Origin of the sequence: Algoriphagus sp. CAU 1675 (assembly GCF_029222925.1) — a bacterium.
Classification (GTDB): Bacteria; Bacteroidota; Bacteroidia; order Cytophagales; family Cyclobacteriaceae; genus Algoriphagus.
In genome coordinates this window covers 122294-147450 of the sequence record NZ_JARHUI010000005.1, presented here as the reverse complement: position 1 = coordinate 147450, position 25157 = coordinate 122294, and the positions used below count along the sequence as shown (strand labels likewise).

21 protein-coding genes are annotated in these 25157 nt (G+C 44.3%); 11 read left to right on the top strand and 10 right to left on the bottom strand.

All coding sequences use genetic code 11. From position 1 onward, the window contains the following. Positions 1-73 precede the first annotated feature (73 nt). Both P2G54_RS12945 and xerD read left to right on the top strand, forming a co-directional pair. Positions 74-559, top strand: coding sequence for a peptide deformylase (locus P2G54_RS12945; protein ID WP_275871788.1), 486 nt, complete (start codon positions 74-76; stop codon positions 557-559). Positions 560-646: 87 nt separating this feature from the next. Then, entirely contained in the window at positions 647-1558 is a 912-nt protein-coding gene (gene xerD, locus P2G54_RS12940) for a site-specific tyrosine recombinase XerD (protein ID WP_275871786.1), read from the top strand. 30 nt (positions 1559-1588) lie between these two features. On the opposite strand, the gene P2G54_RS12935 is transcribed toward xerD, so the two are convergent. The 5 genes from P2G54_RS12935 to bshA all read right to left on the bottom strand — a co-directional run bounded on the left by P2G54_RS12935 (position 1589) and on the right by bshA (position 7973). Then, positions 1589-2734 carry an acyl-CoA dehydrogenase family protein gene (locus tag P2G54_RS12935; RefSeq protein ID WP_275871784.1) on the bottom strand — a complete coding sequence of 382 codons (1146 nt, stop codon included), beginning with the start codon at positions 2732-2734 and terminating at the stop codon, positions 1589-1591. Positions 2735-3009: 275 nt separating this feature from the next. After that, positions 3010-5130: a PQQ-binding-like beta-propeller repeat protein gene (locus P2G54_RS12930; RefSeq protein WP_275871782.1), complete on the bottom strand. Its 2121-nt coding sequence runs from the start codon at positions 5128-5130 to the stop codon at positions 3010-3012. Positions 5131-5224: 94 nt separating this feature from the next. Continuing rightward, the gene (locus P2G54_RS12925) at positions 5225-6058 is read right to left on the bottom strand and encodes an epimerase (RefSeq protein WP_275871780.1); all 834 of its coding nucleotides are present in this window, start codon (positions 6056-6058) and stop codon (positions 5225-5227) included. A 46-nt stretch (positions 6059-6104) separates the two neighbouring features. Further along, the gene (locus P2G54_RS12920; RefSeq protein WP_275871778.1) at positions 6105-6731 is read right to left on the bottom strand and encodes a sterol desaturase family protein; all 627 of its coding nucleotides are present in this window, start codon (positions 6729-6731) and stop codon (positions 6105-6107) included. A gap of 105 nt (positions 6732-6836) precedes the next feature. Then, complete coding sequence (bshA, locus tag P2G54_RS12915; protein WP_275871777.1) at positions 6837-7973, bottom strand: N-acetyl-alpha-D-glucosaminyl L-malate synthase BshA; 1137 nt, start codon at positions 7971-7973, stop codon at positions 6837-6839. Between the two features lie 216 nt (positions 7974-8189). Between bshA and P2G54_RS12910 the strand changes: the two genes are divergently transcribed. Next, positions 8190-9515: a M24 family metallopeptidase gene (locus P2G54_RS12910; RefSeq protein WP_275871775.1), complete on the top strand. Its 1326-nt coding sequence runs from the start codon at positions 8190-8192 to the stop codon at positions 9513-9515. Positions 9516-9555: 40 nt separating this feature from the next. Here P2G54_RS12910 and P2G54_RS12905 read toward each other — a convergent pair whose 3' ends face one another. Further along, positions 9556-12516: a glycoside hydrolase family 3 N-terminal domain-containing protein gene (locus P2G54_RS12905; protein WP_275871773.1), complete on the bottom strand. Its 2961-nt coding sequence runs from the start codon at positions 12514-12516 to the stop codon at positions 9556-9558. 276 nt (positions 12517-12792) lie between these two features. Here P2G54_RS12905 and P2G54_RS12900 point away from each other — a divergent pair, with 276 nt between their 5' ends. Genes P2G54_RS12900 through P2G54_RS12885 form a run of 4 tightly spaced genes read left to right on the top strand, consistent with a single transcriptional unit; the run spans position 12793 to position 16771 of the window. After that, positions 12793-13200 carry a hypothetical protein gene (locus P2G54_RS12900; protein ID WP_275871771.1) on the top strand — a complete coding sequence of 136 codons (408 nt, stop codon included), beginning with the start codon at positions 12793-12795 and terminating at the stop codon, positions 13198-13200. Continuing rightward, on the top strand, positions 13193-15043 hold the full coding sequence (gene mutL / locus P2G54_RS12895) for a DNA mismatch repair endonuclease MutL (protein ID WP_275871769.1): 1851 nt from the start codon (positions 13193-13195) through the stop codon (positions 15041-15043). Before P2G54_RS12900 ends, mutL begins: the two co-directional genes overlap by 8 nt. A gap of 1 nt (position 15044) precedes the next feature. Then, positions 15045-15836 carry a rhomboid family intramembrane serine protease gene (locus tag P2G54_RS12890; RefSeq protein WP_275871768.1) on the top strand — a complete coding sequence of 264 codons (792 nt, stop codon included), beginning with the start codon at positions 15045-15047 and terminating at the stop codon, positions 15834-15836. A gap of 2 nt (positions 15837-15838) precedes the next feature. Continuing rightward, the gene (locus P2G54_RS12885; RefSeq protein ID WP_275872138.1) at positions 15839-16771 is read left to right on the top strand and encodes a rhomboid family intramembrane serine protease; all 933 of its coding nucleotides are present in this window, start codon (positions 15839-15841) and stop codon (positions 16769-16771) included. A gap of 16 nt (positions 16772-16787) precedes the next feature. Here P2G54_RS12885 and P2G54_RS12880 read toward each other — a convergent pair whose 3' ends face one another. From P2G54_RS12880 to rlmN, 3 genes are all read right to left on the bottom strand, one after another. Next, entirely contained in the window at positions 16788-17267 is a 480-nt protein-coding gene (locus P2G54_RS12880; protein ID WP_275871766.1) for a hypothetical protein, read from the bottom strand. Between the two features lie 58 nt (positions 17268-17325). Beyond that, a complete protein-coding gene (locus P2G54_RS12875; RefSeq protein ID WP_275871764.1) occupies positions 17326-19998 on the bottom strand; it encodes a TonB-dependent receptor plug domain-containing protein in 2673 nt (890 codons plus the stop codon). A gap of 71 nt (positions 19999-20069) precedes the next feature. Next, on the bottom strand, positions 20070-21137 hold the full coding sequence (gene rlmN / locus P2G54_RS12870; protein WP_275871762.1) for a 23S rRNA (adenine(2503)-C(2))-methyltransferase RlmN: 1068 nt from the start codon (positions 21135-21137) through the stop codon (positions 20070-20072). Positions 21138-21321: 184 nt separating this feature from the next. Between rlmN and aroQ the strand changes: the two genes are divergently transcribed. The 4 genes from aroQ to rnhA all read left to right on the top strand — a co-directional run bounded on the left by aroQ (position 21322) and on the right by rnhA (position 23983). Continuing rightward, complete coding sequence (gene aroQ / locus P2G54_RS12865) at positions 21322-21735, top strand: type II 3-dehydroquinate dehydratase (RefSeq protein WP_275871760.1); 414 nt, start codon at positions 21322-21324, stop codon at positions 21733-21735. Positions 21736-21746: 11 nt separating this feature from the next. Beyond that, positions 21747-22802, top strand: a complete 1056-nt coding sequence (locus tag P2G54_RS12860; protein ID WP_275871758.1) for an aminotransferase class V-fold PLP-dependent enzyme — start codon at positions 21747-21749, stop codon at positions 22800-22802. Positions 22803-22902: 100 nt separating this feature from the next. Next, on the top strand, positions 22903-23484 hold the full coding sequence (locus P2G54_RS12855; protein ID WP_275871756.1) for a MarC family protein: 582 nt from the start codon (positions 22903-22905) through the stop codon (positions 23482-23484). Between the two features lie 43 nt (positions 23485-23527). Continuing rightward, complete coding sequence (gene rnhA, locus P2G54_RS12850; protein WP_275871754.1) at positions 23528-23983, top strand: ribonuclease HI; 456 nt, start codon at positions 23528-23530, stop codon at positions 23981-23983. A gap of 48 nt (positions 23984-24031) precedes the next feature. On the opposite strand, the gene P2G54_RS12845 is transcribed toward rnhA, so the two are convergent. Next, a complete protein-coding gene (locus tag P2G54_RS12845; protein ID WP_275871752.1) occupies positions 24032-25153 on the bottom strand; it encodes a sugar phosphate isomerase/epimerase in 1122 nt (373 codons plus the stop codon). Positions 25154-25157 lie beyond the last annotated feature (4 nt).

The following is a 25157-nucleotide window of genomic DNA, read 5'->3' as shown; positions in this document are numbered from 1 at the left end:
TTAAGAAGTTGATTTAATAGTTCCTGTGAAAAATACCCTATATAGGGTATTTTTAGGCCAACAATCCGAACCTATGAAAACCATACACGATATCCTTAAACTTGGTGACCCAAGGCTCTACGAAGTTTGCGAACCGGTTTTTGAGACTGAACTATCACTAGTTCCTGAATGGGCTCAGCAGCTTCACGAAGCCATGGAGGATATACGTAGGGTCTATGGGTTTGGAAGGGGTATAGCCGCTCCCCAGTTAGGGATTATGAAAAGGATGTTTTACCTGAATCTGGATAGACCTTATATTATTCTAAATCCTGAGTTTACCAATCTAAGCGAGGAGTTGTTCGAACTCTGGGATGACTGCATGAGCTTTCCCAATCTTCTGGTCAGGGTCAAAAGACATCAGTCACTGACTCTGGAATACAGGGATGAAAATTGGGAAAAGCAAAGCTGGAAAGTGGAGGGAGCGATTTCCGAACTGGTGCAGCATGAATACGACCATTTGGATGGAATTCTCTGCACCATGCGCGCCATAGATCAGAAATCCTTTCAATGGAAATCCTGAAATTAAAGAAAAACTACTTCCAAAGTCTTTGGCTTCAGGCAAATCTATCTTGGCTTTATTTTTGACCATTTTTTAGAAAATCACCCTATGTCCAAATCCTGGGAGACCTATATCAAGCAGTTTCGGCATTATCTGAAAATCGAGCGTTCCCTCAGTGAAAATTCCATTGAGGCCTATTGCAGGGATGTGGAAAAACTGGGAGCCTATGCGGTTCAGCATTTTTCCGATCTCTCTCCCTTGAACTTGGAATTGGAGCATTTGCGCCGATTTATCAATGAATTGGGGAAGTTGGAGTTGTCTGACTTTACTCTAGCCAGAATCATTTCCGGGATCAAAGCCTTTTATAAATTTTTGATGTATGAGGATCTGATATCCGAAGATCCCGCTCAATTGCTGGATAGTCCCAAGTTGGGCAGAAAACTTCCCGATACCCTCAGTTTTGAAGAAATTTCGCTTCTGTTGGAATCCATACCCTTAGGGGAACCTGAAGGTCATAGAAACCGGGCCATGTTGGAGATGCTGTACAGTTCAGGTCTCCGGGTTTCGGAATTGGTGGAGTTGAAAAAGAGCCAGATTTTTGAAGATATAGGCTTTCTCCGTGTGGTAGGGAAAGGGAACAAAGAACGCTTGGTACCCATTGGGAAAGATGCCCTCAAATACCTGAGGATATACAGAGAGCAGGTTCGTTCCCTTCAGGAAATAGCCAGAGGGCATGAGGAATATGTATTTCTAAATAGAAGGGGGAAAAAACTCAGCCGTGTCATGGTTTTTCTGATCATAAAGAAAACGGCTGAACTTGCCGGCATCTCAAAAAATGTGAGTCCTCATACTTTTCGGCATTCCTTTGCTACCCATCTGATCGAGGGTGGTGCGGATTTGAGGGCCGTACAGGAGATGTTGGGTCATGAAAGCATTACTACCACGGAGATTTACACCCACTTAGATAGGGATTACCTGAGACAAGTGCTGACGGATTTTCATCCCGGGAATAAAAAATAAGAAGCCAGAAATTTTTCTGGCTTCCGGTTTTTATGCTTTCAGAACTTCTCTTGAGATCACGATCTTTTGGATTTCCGAGGTGCCCTCCCCGATGGTGCAGAGTTTGGCGTCCCGATAGTATTTTTCTACAGGATAATCCTTGGTAAATCCATAGCCTCCAAAAATCTGCACGGCTTCATTGGAAACGGATACCGCCACTTCGGAGGCATAATACTTCGCTTGGGCACCTTCAAGGGTGACTTTTTCCCCACGATTTTTAAGATCTGCCGCCTTAAAAGTCAGCAAACTAGCTGCTTCCACTTGGGTAGCAATGTCTGCCAGCTTGAAGGAAATTCCCTGAAAACGGTTGATGGGCTGATTGAACTGATGTCTTTCCTTGGAATACTGAATGGAAGCATCGAGAGCCCCTTGGGCTATTCCCAGAGAAAGAGCCGCAATGGAAATCCTACCCCCATCCAAAACTTTCATGGATTGGATAAACCCTTCTCCAACTTCCCCCAGAATCTGGCTTTCATGTACTTTACAATCTTCAAAGATCATCTCTGCAGTTTCTGAAGCCCGCATGCCGAGTTTGTCTTCCTTTCTTCCCCCTCTAAACCCGGGAGTTCCTTTTTCCAGAATAAAGGCCGTCATTCCATGTGAATCACCAATTTCCCCTGTTCGTGCTATGACCACAGCCACATCCCCTGAATAGCCGTGGGTAATGAAGTTTTTGGCTCCATTGAGGATGTAATAGTCTCCTTCTTTTTTAGCGACAGTTCGCATGTTTCCGGCATCTGATCCGGTATTGGGTTCAGTCAGTCCCCAAGCCCCGAGCCATTCGCAGGTAGCTAATTTTGGGATGTATTTTCGCTTTTGTTCCTCAGAACCAAACATCAAAATGTGATTCGTACAAAGGGAATTGTGTGCGGCCATCGATAAGCCGATGGCAGGGTCTAATTTTGCCAGTTCGGCGATGGCTGTTACATATTCAAAATAACCGAATCCTGATCCTCCGTATTCCTGGGGAACCAATACACCCATTAGGCCGAGTTCTCCCAGTTTTTTAAAAAGCTCAATTGGGAAATGTTGGCGCTCATCCCAGTCTTTTCGGAAGGGAGTGATTTCCCGGGCTCCAAAGTCCCGTATCATCTCAGCGATCATCCGCTGATTTTCGTTCATGTTAAAATCAATCATGGTACTATTTGGGTTTATAGCTGTATATCAAACTCTAAGATTCAGATTTAGTTTTGCTTGTGCAAATCCAGTGATTCAGTAGATAATTCTTATAAAGTCAGGCTGTTATACTTTTTTTAGAAAGGGTTGATTCTCTTTTCAAAAGTTCCTTTTTGATCATGGCGATTTTGCGCTATTTCCCTATTCTTTGATCCATTTTGATTTTGTCAAAAAAATCAGCTTGCATCAGATCACTAAAAAAGAAAAGTCCCGCCCAATGATGAGCGGGACAATTTTCAATCCGGTAAGGCAAAGGCCACATAGGCATCACCGCTCCGGGTTCCTTTTCCTCCTCCGCAGGCGATGACCAGATATTGTTTTCCGTTTTTCTGATACATAGCCGGAGTGGCATGACCTGGAGCAGGGAGTTTGGCTTCCCAAAGTATATCGCCTGTTTTGGTGTCAAAGGCTCTGATTTTCTCATCCTTGGTTGCTGCTATGAAGAGAAGTCCACTTGCAGTGCTCACGGGACCACCATAGTTTTCTGTTCCGGTCGGCTCAAAACCCTGGGCACTAAGTGAGTCGATTTCTCCCAAAGTAACCTGCCATTTTTTCTTTCCGGTGTTCATATCGATAGCGGTAAGCAATCCCCAAGGTGGATTGGATCCATAGAGGCCATCTTTGGTCAGCAATTTTTGGTAGCCCTTCATGTAGTACCGGGGATAGAGTTGGGACTGATCCGATTCCAATTCCTTTTTGTCTCCTTCCTGAACCTTTCCCAAAAGGTAGTCAACCAATACTTGTCGGTTTTCACTTGAAATATGGTCAAAGGCCGGCATCGCTCCACGTCCTTTTCGGAGTAACATTTCCAATGAATCCGAACTGTATTTTTCCTTTAATCCTGTCAAAGCGGGAATGGTTGGGGGCACTCCTTTCAGTTCCATGCCATGGCAATTTCCACAGTAATTGGTATAAACTGCCTTTCCCACATTATCAAAGTTGGCATTGGCTGTCATTTCTATGATCCAGGGAATTTGGTTGGCATTGACGTAAAGGGTCTGGGTAAATGGGTCAAATGAGGCTCCGCCCCATTCTGCACCACCGTCCATACCGGGGAATAGAATGATTGGGTGCTCTGCATTGGGAGGGAGCCAGGTGTCCCCGTAGAGTGCATTTTCCAATTGGGATTTTATATCCTGATTCCATTCCTCTTTTAGATTGAGGATGTCTTTTTCTTCGAAGACCATCTTCATAAAAGGTTCCGGTAAGGTAGGCACGGGTTGGGTAGGAGAGGTTGTCTCTCCTGGCAGGGTGGTTTGGGTAACCGGAACTTCCTCAATTGGCCAGATGGGTTCCCCTGTTTCGCGATCAAAGACATAGGTCATTCCCTGTTTGGAAACCTGAGCGACGGCATCGATCCATTTTCCGTCCTTTTGGATTCGTATAAGATTGGGGTTTGCAGGGAAATCCCTGTCCCAAATATCATGGTGCACAGCCTGAAAGTGCCAGATTCTTTTCCCTGTTTTGGCATCCAAAGCTACGAGGGAGTTGGCGTATAGATTGTCTCCCTGACGGTAGCCTCCCCAAAAATCATAGGTAGCAGATCCTGTGGGTACATAAACAATGCCCCGGTTTTTATCCAGAGCCATACCGGCCCAATTGTTGGCTCCCCCGATTTGCTGAATGTATTGGGCATCCCAGGTTTCGTGACCAGGCTCGCCTTCATGAGGGATGGTATGGAAAATCCATTCCATTTTTCCGGTACGTACATTGTAAGCCCGGATATGTCCCGGAGCGGCATCCAATCCCTCTGAAAGTCGCATTCCCAGGATAATGAGATCCTCATAAATTACCCCTGGAGCATTTGCTACGATCAAAAAGTCCTCCCGCTCTGCGTCCAGCCCTTTTCTCAAATCCACTTTTCCCCCATCTCCAAATTCTAAATCGGGCTCTCCGGTCATTGCATCCACAGACATCAGCCAGTTTCCAGCTCCAAACAGGATCCGAGTTTCTCCGTCTTTTTCCCAATAACTGACTCCACGGTTGGTGCCTGCCCAGGAATTTTCCCCTCCTAAAACTTCAAAGGGGTCAAACCGCCAAATTTCCTCTCCGCTTCCTGCATCCAGGGCAAAGACGTTCAATTTGGGTGTGCTGCCGTAAAGTATTCCATTGGCGACAATGGGTTGACATTGAATCTGGGAGCGTTCTGTAGCATCTCCTGTATTATAAGTCCAAGCAACTTCTAGCTGGGCAACATTTTCCGGGTTGATCTGGGTAAGAGAGGAAAATCTGGAAGCGTCTTCCGGTCCCCCATAGTGAGACCAATTGGTATAATCAATTTCAGGTGCCGCTTTTTTGCAGGAAAAAAGCAATAGAAAGGAAAGTCCAAAAGCAATTAGGGAGGGTGATTTTTTCATCAGGTTATTGGGTATTGAGAGAAGGGAATTTCGTTTAAAATATTCCAATACTCAAATCCAATTCAGGGAATAGTTTCACTGAACCAATGATAGCTTATGATTTTTGCGCCGAATAAGGGAATTCCAAAGGATCTGGATACTGGAAGGCGAATCCGGTTTGAAGGATTTTTTCGGAGGAAATAAGCCGGTTGTTTTCTTCTGTTTCTTTTTGAAAACTCTTAGGAAGAGGTATCCCAAAATCCTGATGGATCCTTTTATAAATCTCTTTTCGTTTCGGATGGAGAGGGGCAACTCCATTGAATGTTTCATTCCAAAGGCTTTTTTCTATGATCCATTCCATCATTAGGGCAGCGTCAAGTTGATGGATGAAATTGACTCTGGTATTGCCTGCGACGTCCTCTTTTCCGCTGAAATACTTTAGAGGAATTCTGTCTTCTCCCATCAAACCCCCAAATCGGATGATGGAATAATCGTAAGTCCGGTCCATTTCCAATAATTGCTCGGCCCGAAGCAGATTGGGATTACCGGAATTATCCAAAGTCAAAACTTCCTCTTCCGAATACTTTTTTTCTCTGGGGATAGTAGGATAAATCCCGGTGCTACTGACAAAAAGAACGTGCTGGATTTCTGAATTGATGATCAGACCTTTCAAAAATTTCAGCTGTTCCAGATAGAAGTCTGGGCTTTGAGTCCGGGAGCGTGGAGGAATATTAACCACTATCGTCTCTGCATCAAAGAGCTGGTGAAAACCCTGGCCTTTGGGATAGGGATTCAATTCGAAGGGAAAGGCATCAATGCCTTGCTGCTGGAGTTCCGTAGCTTTGTTGGGAGAAGTAGTACTTCCCATACAGGAAATTCCTTTAGCCTTTAGAATTCTTGCCAAGGGAAGGCCAATCCAGCCCAAACCGATGATGGAGACTTTTTTCATAACTTTCTAAAAGTAAAAAACCTCCTGATATCAGGAGGTTTTGAGTTTAATCTTTTTTAGGCATTGTTCCCAATAAGATGTCCCATAGTGGGGTACTTACCCCAAATGCTCTATCTGGGTCTTTGTAATGGTGGATGGCATGGTTGACCCAAAGGATTTTGAGAAAGTTCTTCGGAGGGTTAAAGGCATGCACGATGTAGTGTACGCCCAAATAACTGGCATAGCCAAAAAGAAATCCCGGAAGGAAATACAAAGTGAAATCTCCCATGATCAAGTTGAATACCAAGTAGAATATGGCTGCATAGGCTGCACTGACAAAAGGTGGCATAGCCAATCTGTCTTTGTCTTTTGGGTAATCATGGTGAACCCCATGTACAGTGTATTGCAATTTGTCTTTGATAGGAGTGTTGGGCTCCATGTGGAAGAAATGCTTATGCATCATGTATTCCACAAAGGTGAATACTATATATCCTGCCAAAGTAATGAGAATACCGGTACTCAATGCAATAGTGGTTGTGGTTAGAGCATAGTATAGGGAAATACCTGCCAGAACCAAAAACATGGTGATTGGAATAGAAATATGCGTTCTTGAAATCTTCTCCAAAATTGGGTTTTCGAACATTTTCGCCGATCCGAAATTATCCGGTCTATCCAGTCTTCCTATCTTTTTCATTTTCGTTGTGGAAAATAGTATTACAGAACAAATGCAATTTTAATCGTACAAAAGTAAGGCTAACTCAGAACTTTGCACATTGATTTTTATCATAAATCCCAGATTTTACACTTTGGCAAGCGTAGCTTCTATGGTTTTTTGGTAATAATTTTCATAAAGTGGCAAGATTTCGGAGATGTCGAATTGCTTCGCTCTTGCGAGTGCATTTTCTTTGAAAGTCGGGAGATTTTCATCATCCAAGATTTTCAAAGCCTTTTCTTTCATGTCCTTGATGTCCCCAACTTTGCAGACGTAGCCGGTCTGTCCGTTAAGGTTCAGCTCAGGAATCCCCCCGGCATCGGAGGTCAATATTGGGACTTCACAGGCCATGGCTTCCAAAGCGGCCAAACCGAAACTTTCCTTTTCAGATGGCATGATAAATAAGTCTGCCACAGAAAGCACTTCTTCCACAGCATCTAATTTTCCGAGAAATCGAATGTCGTCACAGGTACCTAGTTCACGACAAAGCCTTTCCATTTTATCCCGTTCTGGTCCATCACCTACCATCAACAGTTTGGCGGGAATTTCCTTTCTTACTTCATAAAATACCCGAACCACATCTTCTACCCTTTTCACTTTTCGGAAGTTTGAGGTGTGAACCATAAGTTTTTCCCCATGGGGACAAATGGCCAGCTTGAAGTGCTCCTTTTTTTGTTTCTTGAACCTGTCAAGATCTATGAAATTAGGGATTACTTCAATATCCCTTTTGATTTTAAAATGCGAATAGGTTTCTTTTCTGAGGTCTTCCGATACTGCAGTTACTCCATCGGATTGGTTGATGCTAAAGGTGACCACGGGCTCATAGCTGGGGTCTTTTCCTACCAAAGTGATATCTGTTCCGTGAAGGGTAGTCACTACCGGAATGTGGATTCCTTCCTCCTTGAGAATTTGCTTGGCCATGTATGCGGCCGAGGCGTGGGGAATGGCATAGTGAACATGCAGTAAATCCAGGTTTTCGTATTTCACCACAGAGACCATTTTACTAGCCAAGGCCAGTTCGTACGGGGCATGTTCAAAGAGGGGGTAGCTCTTTATATCCACTTCATGGTAATAAAGATTCTCACTAAAAAAGTCTAGGCGAGTAGGTTGTCGATAGGTGATGAAATGGATCTCATGGCCCAATTTGGCCAGTCCTTTTCCCAATTCTGTTGCGACTACTCCACTACCACCGAATGTTGGATAACAAACAATCCCGATCTTCATATTTTGTAGCTGGTTTATAACCTGAGTTTAAACACACTTTAGGGTTCTTTTTGTTCAAAATAAGGGGAATTAATCGATAAATCGAGGATAATTAAAAATTCTATTTTTTAGGATACTGCTGAAAACCAGTCTTATGAAGATTAATTTACTATTTGAAAAATAGTTTTTAAAGCTGGAAGGATGTTCTTTATTTTAACTTTTCAAATAGAATAGATTATGTTTCAAAACTTAAAATTAATCCCTGTAATCCTCGCCTTTTTTATTATTGGATGTACACAAAATACTCCCGTAGAAAGCGTTTCCGTCTCAAAACCGGATTGGTCCTCGAATCCATGGCCTGAAATCCGAAAACAACGAATTTCTCAGCTTCTTCCTGAGGCAATGAAAGCAGCACAGGTAGATTGCTGGCTGACGATCTGTCGGGAAAATAATAATGATCCCCTTGCGATTCATGTGGGGGGTGAAAATGCTGGAGGAACTGCAGCTTTTCTATTTTACATCGATGATTCGGGGTTTCATTCCTTGGTGTTTTCCCCTGATGGAGAAGCGACTGCTTTGGATGAGTTGGATATCCATGATGAAGTGGTTCGGGTGCCCAGAGGAACATCTGCTGTAGCCCAGGCTGCAGAAATTATCAAGACCAAAAATTTTCAACAGATAGCTATCAATTCCTCAACTTCGAATTCCTTGGCAGATGGAATGTCCTTTTCACAACGACAAGAACTGGAATCCTTATTAGGAGAAACTTCTTCAAAATTGGTTTCTGCAACCGAATTGGTCTATGAATGGCTATCGATCAAACTTCCGGCGGAAGTAGAAATCATGAGACAGGCGGCGCAGTTGGCTTCCGATTTTCAATATGAGGCCTATGCCATGATTGAACCCGGAAAAACAACAGACGCAGACGTAGCCAAATTTTTAAAGGCAAAAATGGCTCAATATGGAGTAACTGATGCTTGGCATCCCGATCAAAACCCCAATGTAAATTCCGGGCCTGATCGAGGGCATTCCCATGCTACGGATAAAATCATCATGCCAGGCGATGTAATTCAGATCGATTTTGGAGTGAAGCTCTATGATATTTGGGTGAGCGATATACAGCGCTTTGCCTATGTTTTGAAAGAAGGAGAAAGTGAAGCGCCAGCCGATATCCAACAGTATTGGGAGCATGGAAAGGCGGGTTCGCGGGCAGCATTGGCAGCAATGAAGCCCGGAGTGAAAGGAGTAGAAGTGGACCGGGCACAGCGTGAGCTGATGGAAAAGGCAGGTTCAGAGTATGTCATGTGGAGTACGGGACATCCAGTCGGTTACGTAGCGCACGATGTAGGACCTAATTTGGGAGGGTCCCAAGCACCCAGTATAAGACCTGCTGCCCAAAAGGAGTTGAAAAAAGGAATGGTCTTCGCATTTGATGGATTTCATGCTTGGAAGCGGGCAGATGGCACCACCAAGACAATTTCAGTGGAAGAAATGGCGGTGGTCACCGAAAATGGGGCTGAGTACCTGATTCAGCCGCAGGAAGAGTTGATTTTGGTTAAGTAGAAAATGAAGATAAATAACCTCGATGGAAAATCGGGGTTATTTATTTGTTTCTTGAGGCCATCGCCTCATAAATAATATCATGAATTTGGGTCCGGATTTCTTCACTGAGTAGCTTTCGGTTTTCGGCTTCAGGATAAACCCTGTTGGAAAGGAATACATAAATCAAATTATTCTCAGGATCCGCCCAGACACAGGTTCCTGTAAATCCGGTGTGGCCGAAGGTTGATTTGGGAGCTAGTTTTCCAGCAGATCCACCCTTATCGGGTTCAGGTTCAGGTTTATCCCAACCCCAGCCTCTTCGGCTTTGATTGGATTGTCTCTTGGTAAAGGAGGAAACTGTACCAGGTTTAAGTAGACTCACATCTCCATAGTATCCCTCATTCAACATCATCTGCATCATGACTGCCAGATCATTAGCCTTCCCAAATAGCCCAGCATGTCCGGCAACACCTCCATACATGGCAGCACCCGGGTCATGGACATAGCCCTGAATTTGTCGTTTTCGGAATGCAACATCATTTTCAGTGGGTGCAATATTGTCCAAAGGCATTTTTTTAAACGGGTTGAATGTCATCGTATACAATCCTAAAGGTTGGTAGAAATTCTGATCCAGGAATTCATCCAAGGGCTGATTTACGATTCTTTCTACTACTGCTTGCATGAAGTACATAGTCAAGTCCGAGTAGACGTATCTGTTTTTTCCTCCGGATTTTGGTAGCAATTCGGATTTGACGGTCCAGCTCCAGATACTGTCCCTTAAGCCATCGATGGCATACATGTCATTGGAAACAGGCCTAGTATAACCTGGTGCTGAACTCGGCTTGTAATAGTCTCCCCTCCATTGTCCTCTTTCCACAGTATTGACATAGTGTGGGATAAAGGCTTTTAGTCCCGCCTCATGGGCCATCACGTCTTTCAAAATCAAATTGGCTTTGTTGGTGCCTCTCAATTCTGGAAGATAATCTCCCAAGGTCTTTTCCATGTCCAGTTCCCCTCTGCTATGCAAAAACATCACAGCCTGAGTAGTTGCGAGTACTTTGGTGATGGAAGCCAAGTCATAAACGGTTTCGGAATTTACTTTAGGACTGCTTTTGTATTCCAGCTTTCCGTAAGATCTCTCAAATACAACTTTCCCGTCCTTCACCACCAATACATTCGCTCCGGGAGTTGCTTGGATCCGGATGGCTTTTTGTGCCACCTTATCAATTTGATCCAGAGTTTTGCTGTCCATTCCTACTGATTCCGGAGCACCATATGCCAATCTTCTCATGCCCTGCATGAATCCTCCCACACCGTACGGAAACTGATCACTTACCGAAACAGGGAGGATGCCTTTGGCCGGTCGGGCGCCGAATAAAACCTGAGGTGTTATTTTTTGGGTCATTTCATTGTTTTCGTAGGCCAGTACCACATTCCCCAGGCCCTCTAAGAATTTGGAAGCATAGGAGTTTCCGAAAAGTACAGTCACTACTTTTTGACGCTCGGAAAGCTTTCGGATCAAAGCAATGTCCCCGGGCGCTAGACCAAAAGCCCGCTTTGGACTGTTGGTGACTCCCATCAAACCCACCACGACCACATCATAGTCCTCAAGTTTTTTCATCAAGTTGTAGTGTGCGGATTCACTTGCAGCTTTCTGGATTTCAAAATGCTCAAACTGGGTGTATTTGCTCAGGTATTTTTGGAATTCAGCTCCCTCACCTCCGATCGTCAGGCTTGCAAAGCGCTGGAGGTCCAGTTTCCGGAAGGGAAGTATTTCATCCCTATTGGAAGCGACAGTAATTGCTTCGGCATAGAGTTTTTCCCTGACTACTTCACTTTTGGGTCTGTTGATTCTTTCTAGTAATCCAGAGGTTTCGATTGGGCGGTAATGATTCAGCCCTGACCAATATTTGGCACGGAGGATCTTTTTTACTCTTCGGTTGACTTCAGACTCTGAAAGTGTCCCCTCTTCCACCGCCTTTTTGATCAGGGCTTTTGCCTTAGGAACATCTTGAGAGTAAAGCAGTACATCATTTCCGGCCAACAAAGCCTTCAGGTCAACTTCCCCTGGAGCATTGGCACTGGCCACACCTCTCATGTTGAGGGCATCTGTGAATACCAGCCCCTGAAAATTCATCCGGTTTTGAAGAAGGTCAGTCACTACCTTTTCAGAAAGACTGGTCGGGATATTGGCCTGATTGTCCAAGCTGGGGATATTCAGGTGAGCAACCATGACTGACATGAGATTCTCCCGGAATAATTCCTGATAAGGATAAAGGTCCACGTTCCAGATTCTGCTTTCGGGGTGCTTGATCACTGGAAGTGAATAATGGCTGTCAGCTTCTGTGTCCCCGTGCCCAGGAAAATGCTTTGCGTTGGCAATGACTCCGTTTTCCTGAAGCCCCTTCATGTAGGCTACTGCTCTTTCAGCCACTACTTTTTTATTTTCTCCAAATGCCCGGTAACCGATCACCGGGTTATCCGGGTTGGAGTTGACATCCACCACTGGAGCAAAGTTGATATGCATGCCCATTTCACGGAATTGATGAGCCATTTCAGCTCCCATTTCATAGATCAGGTTTGTGTCCTGAATGGCTCCAAGTGTCATGGCCTTAGGGAAGTCAGGGATGGAATCCAATCTCATGCTGATCCCCCATTCGGCATCCATTGCTATGAAAAGTGGGGTTTTGGCAATGCTTTGGTAATAATTGGTCAATTTTGCTTGACGGTCAGGTCCGCCCTGAAAGAAAATCAGGCCTCCCAGATTTTCATTTTTGACCAGCTCGCTGATTTGATTCACATGGGCTTGGTCCTTATTGGAATAGGCCGCTACCATAAAAAGCTGTCCCAGCCTTTCGTCAAAACTGAGGCTTTGAAATACTGAGTCAACCCAGTTCAATTGGCGGACAAGATCAGGAGCTACCAAGGGATCCTCAATAACAATTGCAGGGTCAATTTTTCCAGAGCTGAAAAAAATAGAAATCAACCCTACACCTAAAATCCTCCAAAGCTTTTTACTCATGCCCTAGTTAATTTTTAATCCTTAACTTTTGAAATAAATTTGTGAATCAGGCCTATCGGCAGAACTTAGTTCTAATAGATGAAGTTTCCTTAAAAGGCCCTTTCCGAGAATCGGAATTAGGAAACCAGTAGATCAAGATAGGAAAGAAAGCCCAACTTTGAGCTGAAATTTGGGTTTAAATTAGGATAAATTTGATCGTTGGTAATTTGATAACGATTTATCCTCTGATCTAACATACCTGTCCCGAAAGTTTTTCGGGTTTCAAATAAACGATACATGAAATTCCCTTCCATATTTAGGACTTCCAGCCCCATGAGGTTTGATATCAAACCTCGATATTACGACCCTGTCAAAGAAGAAATTGAGCAGCGTACCGCACGCATTAAAAAGGAATTAGAAGCGGAGGGCAAACTCGGAGAAAGGTCAGAAGAGGAGAGCTTGGCAAACTATGAATCCGGTTTGCGGGGAGCTTTCTCAAAACACAATCTGGGACGAAGTCGGGATACCAGCATTTTTGCGTCCACGGGAATGATCCGTTCGTTTATCTTTCTTTTTTTGGTAACCGCAATTGGGGGGTACATCTATCTAGGCCCAGTTATATTTGAGTACCTGTTGTATTTGGCAATGATTGGAGCTGCGGTGTATTATTTTTTCAAGCTAAAACCCAAGCCGAAAGATGAGTGATTTGATTCAGCTGCTTCCTGATGCCATTGCCAATCAGATTGCTGCGGGTGAAGTAGTACAAAGACCGGCCTCTGCTTTGAAGGAGCTGCTGGAGAATTCCATTGATGCAGGAGCAACCAAAATCCAGGTAGTGGTCAAGGATGCAGGAAAGCAACTCATTCAGGTCATAGACAATGGAAAAGGCATGTCTGCCACGGATGCCAGAATGAGTTTTGAAAGACATGCGACTTCGAAAATCCGCACCAGCTCGGATCTGTTTTCAATCCGGACTTTTGGATTCAGGGGAGAGGCCTTGGCTTCCATCGCGGCAGTTGCCCAGGTGGAGCTGAAAACCCGCCAGCCAGATTCTGAATTGGGGACACTGATCCAGATTGAGGGATCAGAAGTGAAAAAACAGGAACCCGTGGCCTCTCAGCCCGGAACTTCTGTTTGCATGAGAAACCTGTTTTACAACGTGCCTGCCCGCAGGAACTTCCTGAAATCCAATCCTGTGGAAATGCGTCATATCGTGGAAGAATTCCAGCGTGTGGCATTAGCATATCCTGAGATCGGGTTTTCGCTTATTCAAAATGACCTGGAGGTTTTTAATCTCCTCCCCGGCAAACTCAGTCAGAGAATCGTAGGGGTTTTTGGGAAAAACTACCAATCTCAGCTCGTACCCTGCGAGGAGATCACTCCCCACCTCAATGTGAAGGGATACATCGGCAAGCCGGAATGCGCAAAAAAAACCAGGGGGGAGCAGTTTTTCTTTGTCAACAATCGTTATATCAAGAGCAGCTATCTCAACCATGCCGTAAGTAATGCTTTCGAAGGCCTGATTCAGCAGGACCAACATCCGTTCTATGTGTTGTTTCTCGAAATTGACCCAGCCCATATCGATATCAACGTCCACCCAACCAAAACGGAAATCAAGTTTGATGACGAGCGTACGATCTATGCAGTGATCCGGTCGGCTGTCAAGCAGGCTTTGGGCGCTCACCACGTCGTTCCTGCTCTGGATTTCAGCATCGATGTCAATTTTACCGAAAATTGGGATAAAGATGTTTCCAAGAAGGAGGCAGTGGATAGAGAATACAGCTACAAAACTTTCAATACACCGGAGTTTAAAAAGTCCAGTGTCAGCGGCTGGGAGAAATTGTTTGAGGGACATGAATCCCCAAGACCTTCCGAACGGGAAACCCTGGAAAGGGAAGAAGCGGAAATCCTGACTTTTTCCAGTAAGGCGAATCCTGAGGAAGAAAAAGGGTTTTCCATTCCAAAACCAGAGGAAGGGGAGGCGACAGGTACCACTTTCCAAGTGGAATTGAGTTATGTAATCGCGCAGATGTCCACTGGATTGCTGATCGTGGACCAACAGGCAGCTCATGAGCGGATTTTGTACGAGCGCTATCTGCGTCAGCTCAAGATGGCTCAAGGTCCATCCCAGCAATGTCTTTTTCCTCCTGTGGTGCAACTTAGCCCGGGGGATTTCTCGTTAGTTCTAGACCTGATGGAGGAATTAAATAGTCTGGGATTTATGGTTGCTGAATTTGGGAAGGACGCTGTATTGATACAGGGCGTTCCTGCGGACATTCAAGTGAAAAATGAAAAAGAGCTCTTCGAAGGGCTCATCGAACAATACAAGAATTTTAAGAATGAGCTTTCCCTGGACAACCGGGAAAATCTTGCCAGATCTCTGGCAAGAAAGTCCTCCTTGAAAAGAGGACAAAAGCTCAGTCCCCAGGAAATGGAAACCCTCGTTGGGCAGCTTTTTGCCTGCCAAAATCCAAATTATGGGATAGGGGGGAACAAAACCTTTGTTAAATTGGATTTATCCAGCATCCACTCTTTTTTCGGAAAATAATATGTTTAGAAATATCACCCCGGTAGTACAGAATCTTTTGCTGATCAACATTGCCCTTTTTGTTGTGAGCGGGTTTGTATTGCCTCAATTAAGTCAGTGGTTTGCATTGTATTATATTGGGAGTCCCTACTTCAAACCTTTTCAGTTTTTGACTTACATGTTTATGCATGCCGATTTCTGGCATCTGTTCAGCAACATGTTTGGACTTCTGATCTTTGGTCCCCTCTTGGAGCAGTTTTTAGGTCCCAAAAAACTCCTGACACTTTGGATGGTCTGCGGAGTAGGTTCAGGGGTTTTGTATTCAGGATACAACATTTACCGAGTTGATAGCTTTCAAACGCAAATTGAGACTTTCCAAAGCAATCCCGATCCTGAATATTTCAATAAGCTGGTTCTGGAACACAGAGGATATTTCAATCGCTCGGTTTTTGATTTTATAGATGATTTCAGCCGCAATCCTTCAGATCCGGTAAAAATTGCCCGAGCTACCCAAACCCTTGAGGAAGTTTTGAAATTTCAAGGGAACATTCCGATGGTCGGGGCATCAGGGGCTCTGTTTGGGGTTTTGATTGCCTTTGCAATGCTTTTCCCCAATACACAGCTGTTTTTGCTTTTTCCACCCATGCCGGTCAAAGCAAAATATTTGGTACTGTTCTATGGACTCTACACGCTTTATAACGTATTGATCAATAACCCCATGGACAATGTGGCTCATTTCGCTCACTTGAGTGGATTGGTTATTGGCGGACTGATGGTGTACCGTTGGAAAAAAGACAGAAATAGCTTCTATTGATGATGTACGGAAATCTTTGGGAAAATCTTCGCAACGCGTTTAAACAGAGCGATAACGGTCTGTTTAAGCTGATGGCTATCAATATCCTGGTGTTTTTGGTGTTCCTTGTGGTCAGAGTATTTCTGACCATTGGAGGATTTGGAGGACTGTATTCGGATTTGATTTCACATTTGATGATGCCGGCTTCCTTGCCCAAACTTGCCAGCCAGCCCTGGAGCATTCTTTCCTACATGTTCCTGCATGAGGGATTTTTTCACATTCTGTTCAATATGTTGTTTTTGTATTGGTTTGGCATGCTAGTTCACCAGTACTTAGGGAGTAGAAAACTGGTTAATCTATACATATTGGGAGGTTTTTCAGGTGCGATTTTCTATGTGTTGATATACAATCTTGCCCCTTATTTCAGCAACTCTGTGGATTCTTCTCTGATGCTGGGAGCCAGCGCAGGGGTTTTTGCCATTGTGGTTGGGGCAGCGACACTGACACCGAACACCTCTTTCTTTTTGATGTTCCTAGGTCCTGTAAAGATCAAGTACATTGCAATTTTCTACGTGCTGCTTTCCTTTGCCAATTCTGCAGGAGCTAATGCAGGTGGAGAGCTTGCGCATTTGGGAGGGGCCTTGCTGGGTTATTTATATATCGTTCAGCTGCGTAAAGGAATTGATCTCGGAGTGCCGGTACAAAAGGTTGGGATTTTCTTTGAAAACCTATTCAAAAAGAATCCTTCCCGAGTGAAAGTCAGTCATAGAAAAGCCAAATCAAGCCATGGAGGTTTTGCCGGAAAATCTTCTTCCAAAAGCTCAAGTCCGGCCCAAACATCCGGGGACACTAGCCAAGAGGAAATAGATAGGATTCTGGATAAAATTGCAGATCGAGGGTATGAAGCCTTGAGCAAGGAAGAGAAGCGAAAGCTTTTCGAATTCAGCAAGAAATGATTCTTTTATCCCAAAATTAAAGAGGGAAGGTTAGTCCGAATCGGAAACTAGCTTCTCTCGGGAACTGGCTCTGAACTCTGAATTCAGTACTTAACCCTACTTGGTCAATTAGTCGGATGTAAGCCCCTACACCTACATTGGCTCCTTTATAAGTACGTCTCACACCTACACCGCCGTCTTTGTTGGGGTTTTCCCAGTTTTGGCTGTAGCCTGTCATGAAGTAAAGTTGCGAGGGTCCTTCAGATACAAAGTATCGAAAGTCGAAACTAAAGTTTGAGGCATTTCCAACTTCAGGAAAAATCTTGGTAAAGCTGGGCATGACCGCGAAATGGTCAATAAAGAAGAACTCTATACCAGCTCCGGCTCCCAGATTTTCCCATCGTAAACCGTAACTTCCAAATGCATGGAGTCGGGCATCACCCTGATTTTGAGTTTGTGCATTGGCTGAAAAAATCAAGCCACACCCCATTAAAAAGATCACCAAAGCCTTCTTCATGTCCAATAAAGTTTATTCTGGACAAAAATTAGAAGGCTTTGGTGAGGAAAACAAATGCTTATTCCAAAATACGTACTAATCTGCCCAATCTTCCTTCTGCATCCATTCCTTCCATGATCAGGATTTGTTTTTTAGCAACATCGGTATTGTAGTATTCCACCTGGGTTTGACCGCTTTCATCAATTTCCAAAATGGGATTCCAGTAAATAGTAGCCCGCTTGTCTGTCAGAGAATTTTCTGGGGATTTTACATCGTATTTGGGCTGATAAAATTCTCTGGCAACTGCATATCCTCCATACCGGGTGACTAAAGTTCCTCCCACGCTTACAGAAACCCCACTTCCGGTTTTGGTGTACACTGCGATAACTCCATTGGCTCCCTGAGCCCCGAAAATGGCAGTTCGTGCCGGGTCTTTGAACACATCCACACTGGCCACGTCCCGAGGATTGATCTGAAGGAGTGTTCCAGCATCCACAGGAATATTGTCAAGCAGGAACAGTGGACTGGTACCGGCGTTGATTGAGCCTGGCCCTCGGATCTGTACACTTACGTCCAGACCAGACACAAATATCTGTACCCCGGATACCCTTCCTTGAATCAATTGAAAAACATTTGAATAGGCTACAGTTCCGGGTATTTTCTCCGGGTTAATGCTCACATCTCCTGCTCCGTAGATTTTTCGTACCTCTTCCTCTTCTTGGGCTATGGTCTGCCCTTCCACAGTTACCCCTTCCAGGTCCATGATTTTGTCCTGGTCGGAGTACATTCTCTGCATAAGCGTTCTTTCTTGATAGGTGGAAGCAAGTCCCTCTGGCCAAGATGTCTGATTGGGATAGCTGCCCGTCAAACTCGAAAGAACTGCCTCAGGCTGTATGACTTCCACATCGATAAAGTTTTTCAGCCTATTATCCTCGGCAGTGATGGTGATTTGGGCTGAATCTGAGTAATGCAGATCCCTGAAAATAAACCTTCCATTGGGTCCGTATTCCGTAGTAAGGATTTCTATTCCATCCCCGACCATTGCGGTGATTTTTCCTCCTCCAAGACCTTTTTTGGTGTCTTCCTGATCTGTGACTTGTCCTTCAATATTGATTCCTCTCTCTATAAAATGGGAGATCTCTGGGGATTTTTCCTGGACGATATCTGTCCAGTTGAATCTTCTCCATCCATGGGTCAACATCACCAGGTCCAGGGCTTCCATTGTAGTAGCTTCTTGGTCTTTGAAGTACCTTCCAGCCTGATGGAGATTGCCTCTTAGGTCTGAGTTGAGAAGGAGTTCTGAAAATATCGAGCTTGTATTTGGGTCGTACCCATCTGCCTGATCAGCATCCAAGATTGCCAGGGAAAAGCTCCCCGGGGCCGCTTGTCCGGAAAATTGATTGGTAAATGAAAGGGTGATTTTCTCCCGTGGAGAAAGAGTACCGCTTTGACTCATTTCTAACTTGAGTTCATCCCCCTTGTTTATGAAAACCAGCCGTTCCAAAAGTGGTTTCCCTTTAGGATCCAAGACAGTGATCTGGTTGATTCCGGTAATCAGGTTCTCCTTGGGAATTCTCACTCCCCAAACTCCATTGTTCAGAGCTCCTTGGATCATGTAATTGACAATACCTCTGGTTTGGCTAACCAGCAAAAGGGAATTGGGATTATAACTTCCCTGAACAAAGGCAGTGATATAGCTGGCAGCAGGATTGTTGACTACCTGAAGTACCAGGCCGTCCGAAGATGCTTCGGGTAAGGAGATGACCCGGCTTTGATTTTCGGCCTTGATTTCTGCCCGGTAATCGCTTTGGGAAGGCGTGATTTCAAACTTACCCAATCCGGATTCATTTCCGCTGAACTGAATACTTTCGTCCTCCAGAATATGGCCTTGGATTTCCAGGGGCATTCCATCCGGAGCTACAGCCCGAAAAGCCATGGTTGATTTTTTTCCAATCAACCACCTTCCTCCTTCAGGCAAAAACTGAATGTCTGCCAAATTGAGGCTGTAGGGAAGACGGATTTTTTGGGTCACTGGGTAGTTTCCGTTCTCTAGGTATGTTATTTCTAAATGCTGGCTTTTAAAAGCTTGTTCGGGGATGGAAAAAGTAAAACTTGCCAAACCCTGTGCATTTAGGAGAACTTCCTGCTGGTGAAGTTCCTCCTGGTTGCCCAAGACCTTGACTTGAAGGGACTGATTGCTGAGGGCTTTTCCCTGATTATCGATCGCTGTCAATTCCGACTGATAAACAGTCCGGCCATTTTCACTCCTGATTTGGTTGAATTTGATTTCCGGTAAAAACGATCCGGCAGCCCCATCGATGACATTGATTTCGGCTGTGAAAAAATACTCTTCTCCGAAGTTTCTCATCCATGAAGTAAAGGCTTTGAGCCGGTAGGTTCCGGGCTTGCCAAATGCAGGAAGAATGAAGTCGCCTTTACCGCGACCTTTTTCGACCAGAATGCTCTTCTGCTCCAGAAGCAGTCCATCCCCATCAAAGAGTCCAACATAGAGAGTCTGGCTAAGCGGGGAAGGGATTTGTTCGCTGCCAGCGACCAGATAGGCACTAAACCACAGGTCCTCACCTAAAGTGTAGGTTTGTTTATCCAGGTGCAGAAAAACTTTTTCTACAGGGAATTCCTGTTGGTTTTTGGCAAAATAAGACTGGATTTTTTGGGCTAAATCCTGGGCAAAAAGGCCTTTACTGAAAAAGAAAAAGACCAATCCCAATAGATAAAAGGAAAGCTTTTGCATAAAAGATTGTTGCTTGATTAAAAACAAACTCAAGAAAAACTAATCTTTTATCAATATCAAGTGAAAAAATCTTAAATTTTCGTTAGCTCGGCTACTTCGTTCTTATTGGCCAGTTGGCCGCATGCTGCATCTATATCTTGACCTCTGGATTTTCGGACTTTGGCAATAATTCCCTGGGACTCCAAAACTCGGATATACATGTCCACAGCCTCTTGCTTTGCCTGTCTGAACTCTCCCTCGTCAATGGGGTTGTACTGGATGATGTTGACTTTGGATGGAATGGCTTTGCAGAATTTAGCCAGTGCTTTAGCGTGTCTTTCGTCATCATTGACCCCATCCCAGATCACATATTCGTAGGTGACTTTTCGTTTGGTCTTTTGGTACCAGTACTTCAATGCGTCTACAAGATCTTCCAAAGGATTGGAATCATTAATAGGCATGAGTAGGGAACGAGTCTCATTGATGGCGGAGTGCAGGGAAATGGCGAGGTTAAATTTTACCTCATCGTCTGCCATTTTCCGGATCATTTTTGGAATACCCACCGTAGAAAGGGTAATTCTACGTGGAGCCATGCCCAGTCCTTCCGGGGAAGTGATTTTTTCGATTGCGGCGATAACGTTGTTGTAATTCAGTAAGGGTTCACCCATTCCCATGAATACAATATTGGTCAAAGGACGCTGGAAGTAAGTTTCGGCTTCGTCCTTGATGGCAACTACCTGATCGTAGATTTCATCCGGATTCAGATTTCGCATACGTTTTAGCCTTGCGGTTGCGCAGAAATTACAATCAAGGCTACATCCTACCTGAGAAGAAACACAGGCGGTAATTCTCTTGGAAGTCGGAATCAGTACTGATTCCACTATTTTTTCATCATAAAGTTTGACCGCATTTTTGATAGTTCCGTCATTGGAATGTTGCATGAGGTCAACCTGAATATGGTTGATGATAAAATTGTTTTTGAGCATTTCCCGGGTGTTTAGGGAAATATTACTCATGTCATCAAAATTTTTCAGGGATTTGTTCCAAAGCCATTCATAGACCTGCTTGGCCCGGAATTTTTTTTCTCCCTGGGAAAGGAAAAACTCCTCCAGTTCTTCTAGGCTTAGTTTACGAATGTCTTTTTTCTGAATCCCTTCCATGCTGCAAAGCTACAAATTTGCCGGTTTAATTTCTGGATGGGTAACCCTGTGAAAAGCAGGAAGGTTCGTTTGTAGGCTTAGGAAAAATAAAATTGACTTGCTTTTGCCAAACTCTAAGATTTTTGTCGTGCTACTTTTTAACTTTGAAGGGAAATCCAAATCAAACCTAAAACCTAATTTTATTTTGAAAATCCAGATCATCAACGGGCCAAATCTCAATCTATTGGGGAAAAGGGAGCCTGAAGTATATGGGAGCACTTCTTTCGAAGAATATTTTGAAACACTCAAAAAACTCTTCCCGGAAGTTGAGCTGCACTATTATCAAAGTAATGTGGAGGGTGAATTGATCAATAAAATTCACGAGGTAGGTTTTTCTTTTGATGCGATTTTACTCAATGCAGGAGGCTATACCCATACCTCTGTAGCCATTTCGGATGCTATCGCTGGAGTGACCACCCCAGTATTGGAAGTCCATATTTCCAATATTTACAAAAGGGAGGAATTTCGCCACAAGAGTATTATATCAAAGTCCTGTGTGGGCATGATTTCCGGATTGGGCCTGAAAGGTTACGAATTGGGTATCCGCTATTTTCTTTAAACCCTCTACTCATGATCACATTTGCTGCCGGGCCTTCAAAAGTTTTCGATGCCCTTCCTTTCTATTTACAAGATGCTTATCAGGAAGGAATCCTGAGCGCCAACCACAGGAGTTCCGTCTTCATGAACCTGTATCAGGAAGTTGAAGAACTGATGCGTAAAAAACTGCACATGCCGGAGGATTACAAATTGCTTTTTACCTCCAGTGCTACTGAAAACTGGGAAATCATTTCCCAATCGATTGTAGAAAAAGCCAGTTTCCATATCTATTCAGGTTCATTTGGGAAAAAGTGGTTTGATTTTGCTTCCCATATTCTGCCTTCTTCCTCGGGCTTGAAGATTCAAGCCAATGAAGTGATTAATGTTCCTGCATTACAGATCGGGGAGGAGTTTGACCTGATCGCAATCACCCAGAATGAAACATCCAATGCCTCTCAGGTGACCATGAGAACTCTGGAAGCAATAAAGGACAAGTTTCCTGAAAAGCTGATCGCAGTTGATACAACTTCCAGTATGGCGGGGATAGAACTGGATTTTGAACTTGCGGATATTTGGTATGCCTCGGTTCAAAAATGCTTTGGGCTTCCTGCGGGTTTGGGGATTCTTATTCTTTCCCCAAGAGCTATAGAGAAAACTGTCCAAAAGGGTGAACGCGGAAGATACAATAGTCTGAATTTTATGCTGGACAATGCAGCTGGATATCAGACCCATTATACTCCCAATGTCTTGGGTATTTACCTGCTCAAGCGCGTGTTGAAGGATATTGAGGAAGTCCAGCACATCGATGCCAATCTTCGGGAGAGAATGAGAAAGCTGGAGACCTGTATTGCTCACACCAAGGCTTTCCGTATGCTAGTGGATAATGAAGAAGCTAGAAGCACCACCGTAATGGGAGTCGCAGGGTCTGAAGAGATGATTGCTTCCGTGAAAAAAGCCGCTGAAAAGGAAGGAATGCAGTTGGGAGGTGGTTATGGACCACTGAAGGCCACCTCTTTTCGGATTGCGAATTTCCCGGCAATCACCAACCAGGAAATGGATGTTCTGATTGAATTTTTGAGTCAATATTAATTCGACATAGCCCTGAATAAATTAATCTTCAGGGCTGTATTTACATCTTCATTGTTGCGTTGCACTATTTTGGCAGGATGAAAAGACCTACCTTTGCACCATGATAGATTTCAAGCAAATTCTTTCGGTTTCTTTGATCCTCTTTTCCGTGATCGATATTCTGGGTTCGATTCCGATTATCATCAATTTAAGGAAAAAGGCTGGCCATATTCAGTCTGAAAAAGCCACAATTGCGGCCGGAGTACTCATGATTCTGTTTTTGTTTGCAGGAAAATCCATTTTAGGTCTCTTTGGGATCGGTGTGGAGGACTTTGCGATTGCGGGTGCGCTGATCATTTTTGCCTTGGGTGCAGAAATGATTTTGGGGATCGAGCTCTTCAAACCCGATCCGGATGCCAGTGCCGGGGCTTCTATTGTTCCCATAGCCTTTCCATTGATCGCGGGTGCAGGTACATTGACTACAATCTTGACCTTAAAGGCAGAGTTTGCCCAGATCAATATTGCCATAGGAATTTTGCTCAATCTGGTTTTTGTCTATGCGGTATTGAAAAGTACGACCTGGCTGGAGAAAAAACTCGGAAAAACCGGACTGGATGTCTTGAGAAGGATTTTCGGGATCATTTTGCTTTCCATTGCAGTGAAGATTTTCAAGTCGAATGCTTTTCCGATTGAAATCGTTTAAACTCCAACTTCAGTGAGGAGTATTATTTCCCTTATTTTGATGTATGATTAGGATTTTCACAGATGGGGCTTCCAAAGGCAATCCCGGACCAGGGGGCTATGGAGTGGTGCTCAAATACAACCATCATGAAAAGGAACTTTCGGAAGGCTATCGCCTGACTACCAATAATCGCATGGAATTGCTGGCGGTGATTCGAGGGCTTCAGGAACTCAAGTTGACAGGTATACCTGTGACCATTTATTCGGATAGCAAGTATGTGGTGGATGCCATTGAAAAAGGATGGCTTTGGAGCTGGCAAAAAAAAGGATTTAAGGATAAGAAAAATCCCGATCTATGGCTGCGCTATATTCCCCTTCATTTGAAATACAGACCCAAATTCATTTGGGTAAAAGGACATGCCGGACATCCTGAAAACGAACGTTGCGATGAACTGGCAGTGGCTGCTGCCGAAAAAAAAGTCCTCAAGGTGGACGTAGGCTATGAAGGCGATACGAAATAAATGAAGTTAGCAGCAGGTCTTATGCCTGCTGCTAATCTTTATAGTTTTTTAAAGGTCATCCATGGTTTTCAAAGGGATGTCTTTTCGGTCCATCTCTTTGAGTGGTTTGTATTCCTGCATAGGGTAAACCCATCCCTCATCGGTCAGCTCATAAAGCAGGGGGGCCAAGTTTTGTACTGCAGCTTTGCATCCCTGTACGATAGCTCCCATTTTTCCGGTTTGTTTGGAAAGCACTGCTTCATTTTCGATTTCAAAAGGCCCGGAAAAGCCTCTTTCCTTCAAAATATTGACAAATGCCCTCCAATCCATGGAGTCACCTAAGCCAAAACCGGGAAGTGTAGCCTCATAATGGTGCCGATCCCAGGGGTTTTGACTTGAGGGGATTCCTGCCTTTTTTGCCCAATCCGCAGGAATTTGATGCATGGGATACATATTTCCCCAAAAAGGATCGGGTAAATTCCGTGTGGATTTGACATGGATACGTTTCAATCTATCCATATCCGTGTTTTTGATGACCTCCACTGGGTCGGTATGTTGCCAAACATCATGGGAAGGATCGTAAATTTCCCCGTGGTTCTTTTCTGGGATAAGGTCGTACATGATTTTTCTTGCAGCCAATACACCGGTCAGGTTGTTGAAAGTGCCGAAATGGCCGGAGCTTCTCCAGCCTTCCATGGGACAGTTTTCATAAAGTACAGTTACACCTAAGTCGGCGGCATATCGGATAATGGGAGTGAAAATACGCTGATATTCCAGAAGATTTTTTTCAAAGCCTCCATCTTGGTTCCCTAATTCGTGATTGTAGCCTACGAAAGTCCCGACTTTCACGTCATTTTCATCTCCTCCCAGGAGGTAAGCCATTCGGATCAATCTGAGAAGGTGATTTTGATTTTTAATCCGCTGTACAGGATCTCCACCAATAAGATTTTCAAAAGCCCCAATGGAAAGCCGAAGTTGGGCTCCGTTGAATTTTTCCAATAATTGTTTTGCCTCCTCACTACCAAAATTCTCATAATCCAAATGTGTGGCCACAAAGTCATCTCTGGTTCCGTCTTTTCTGAAAACACAAAGGTCCAGTCCTTGTACGCCGATTTCAATTGCTTTTTCGACAGTTTGATCCAGGTTGAGTTGGTCAAAAGCCGAAGTCATTATCCAGATAGGGTTTGCCATAGGT

Excerpts from the sequence above, each read along its gene's own strand:
- P2G54_RS12945 (WP_275871788.1), top strand. The coding sequence starts at position 74 with ATGAAAACCATACACGATATCCTTAAACTTGGTGACCCAAGGCTCTAC.
- xerD (WP_275871786.1), top strand. The coding sequence starts at position 647 with ATGTCCAAATCCTGGGAGACCTATATCAAGCAGTTTCGGCATTATCTG.
- P2G54_RS12935 (WP_275871784.1), bottom strand. The coding sequence starts at position 2,734 with ATGATTGATTTTAACATGAACGAAAATCAGCGGATGATCGCTGAGATG.
- P2G54_RS12930 (WP_275871782.1), bottom strand. The coding sequence starts at position 5,130 with ATGAAAAAATCACCCTCCCTAATTGCTTTTGGACTTTCCTTTCTATTG.
- P2G54_RS12925 (WP_275871780.1), bottom strand. The coding sequence starts at position 6,058 with ATGAAAAAAGTCTCCATCATCGGTTTGGGCTGGATTGGCCTTCCCTTG.
- P2G54_RS12920 (WP_275871778.1), bottom strand. The coding sequence starts at position 6,731 with ATGAAAAAGATAGGAAGACTGGATAGACCGGATAATTTCGGATCGGCG.
- bshA (WP_275871777.1), bottom strand. The coding sequence starts at position 7,973 with ATGAAGATCGGGATTGTTTGTTATCCAACATTCGGTGGTAGTGGAGTA.
- P2G54_RS12910 (WP_275871775.1), top strand. The coding sequence starts at position 8,190 with ATGTTTCAAAACTTAAAATTAATCCCTGTAATCCTCGCCTTTTTTATT.
- P2G54_RS12905 (WP_275871773.1), bottom strand. The coding sequence starts at position 12,516 with ATGAGTAAAAAGCTTTGGAGGATTTTAGGTGTAGGGTTGATTTCTATT.
- P2G54_RS12900 (WP_275871771.1), top strand. The coding sequence starts at position 12,793 with ATGAAATTCCCTTCCATATTTAGGACTTCCAGCCCCATGAGGTTTGAT.
- mutL (WP_275871769.1), top strand. The coding sequence starts at position 13,193 with ATGAGTGATTTGATTCAGCTGCTTCCTGATGCCATTGCCAATCAGATT.
- P2G54_RS12890 (WP_275871768.1), top strand. The coding sequence starts at position 15,045 with ATGTTTAGAAATATCACCCCGGTAGTACAGAATCTTTTGCTGATCAAC.
- P2G54_RS12885 (WP_275872138.1), top strand. The coding sequence starts at position 15,839 with ATGTACGGAAATCTTTGGGAAAATCTTCGCAACGCGTTTAAACAGAGC.
- P2G54_RS12880 (WP_275871766.1), bottom strand. The coding sequence starts at position 17,267 with ATGAAGAAGGCTTTGGTGATCTTTTTAATGGGGTGTGGCTTGATTTTT.
- P2G54_RS12875 (WP_275871764.1), bottom strand. The coding sequence starts at position 19,998 with ATGCAAAAGCTTTCCTTTTATCTATTGGGATTGGTCTTTTTCTTTTTC.
- rlmN (WP_275871762.1), bottom strand. The coding sequence starts at position 21,137 with ATGGAAGGGATTCAGAAAAAAGACATTCGTAAACTAAGCCTAGAAGAA.
- P2G54_RS12860 (WP_275871758.1), top strand. The coding sequence starts at position 21,747 with ATGATCACATTTGCTGCCGGGCCTTCAAAAGTTTTCGATGCCCTTCCT.
- P2G54_RS12855 (WP_275871756.1), top strand. The coding sequence starts at position 22,903 with ATGATAGATTTCAAGCAAATTCTTTCGGTTTCTTTGATCCTCTTTTCC.
- rnhA (WP_275871754.1), top strand. The coding sequence starts at position 23,528 with ATGATTAGGATTTTCACAGATGGGGCTTCCAAAGGCAATCCCGGACCA.
- P2G54_RS12845 (WP_275871752.1), bottom strand. The coding sequence starts at position 25,153 with ATGGCAAACCCTATCTGGATAATGACTTCGGCTTTTGACCAACTCAAC.